Here is a 678-nt window from a genome sequence, read left to right on the forward strand (position 1 = left end):
TTATTCCTATAGCTTCAAGCCTTGCATTTTTTTCTTCTTCTATAGCTTCTAATGCCACTTCTTTTCTTTCCTCATTTTTCTCTTGTTCATATTCTATAGCTTGTATTTTCATTTCTTGTATAGCAGAATAAAAATCGCTTGTATAGCCTATGGTATCATTAAGCATTTGAAGCCAATTAGAACTAAAATATCCTGCAAAACTTTGAGTAGGAGTTTTCCAAAGCTCTCCAAACTTCTCTTTTAATATTTCTACTTGTTCAGTTGTAAGTTCTAATTCATTAGTTATGCTTTCTATTCCGCTTCTTACTATTTCGCTTTTCTGTCCTTGCTGTTCGGCTTCAAATGAAAATCAGTATTGGAATCAACATCAGCATCTATAGTAAAAGTATCTCCATTCTTTGTTTTTAATGAATAGCTTTTAACGACATCATATCCTATATACTCAGAATACATTTCATATCTTGCACCAAAAGCCTCGAAAGTACCATAGGCTATTTCTAAATTATCTATTATACATATAGTCAGCCAATATATACCATTTGCCTTGATATTTGAACTTTCTTCTAAAACTTCCGAAAACCTCTCCGTCTTTAGCAGGCACTGGATTAACATCAACATGACTTGGTATTGTGTCTTCAGGCAATCTAAAATCTGTCGGCGGCGGTATATGTGTCCCTA

1 protein-coding gene is annotated in these 678 nt (G+C 33.5%); it reads right to left on the reverse strand.

What is annotated here, in order from left to right:
- Positions 1–306 precede the first annotated feature (306 nt).
- Positions 307–453, reverse strand: a complete 147-nt coding sequence (locus BFL38_RS15260) for a hypothetical protein (protein ID WP_176720595.1) — start codon at positions 451–453, stop codon at positions 307–309.
- Between the last annotated feature and the right edge of the window lie 225 nt (positions 454–678).

It is taken from the genome of Brachyspira hampsonii (assembly GCF_001746205.1).
Classification (GTDB): domain Bacteria; phylum Spirochaetota; class Brachyspiria; order Brachyspirales; family Brachyspiraceae; genus Brachyspira; species Brachyspira hampsonii_B.

Coding starts and splice junctions, on each gene's coding strand:
- BFL38_RS15260 (WP_176720595.1), bottom strand. CDS start 453: ATGTATTCTGAGTATATAGGATATGATGTCGTTAAAAGCTATTCATTA.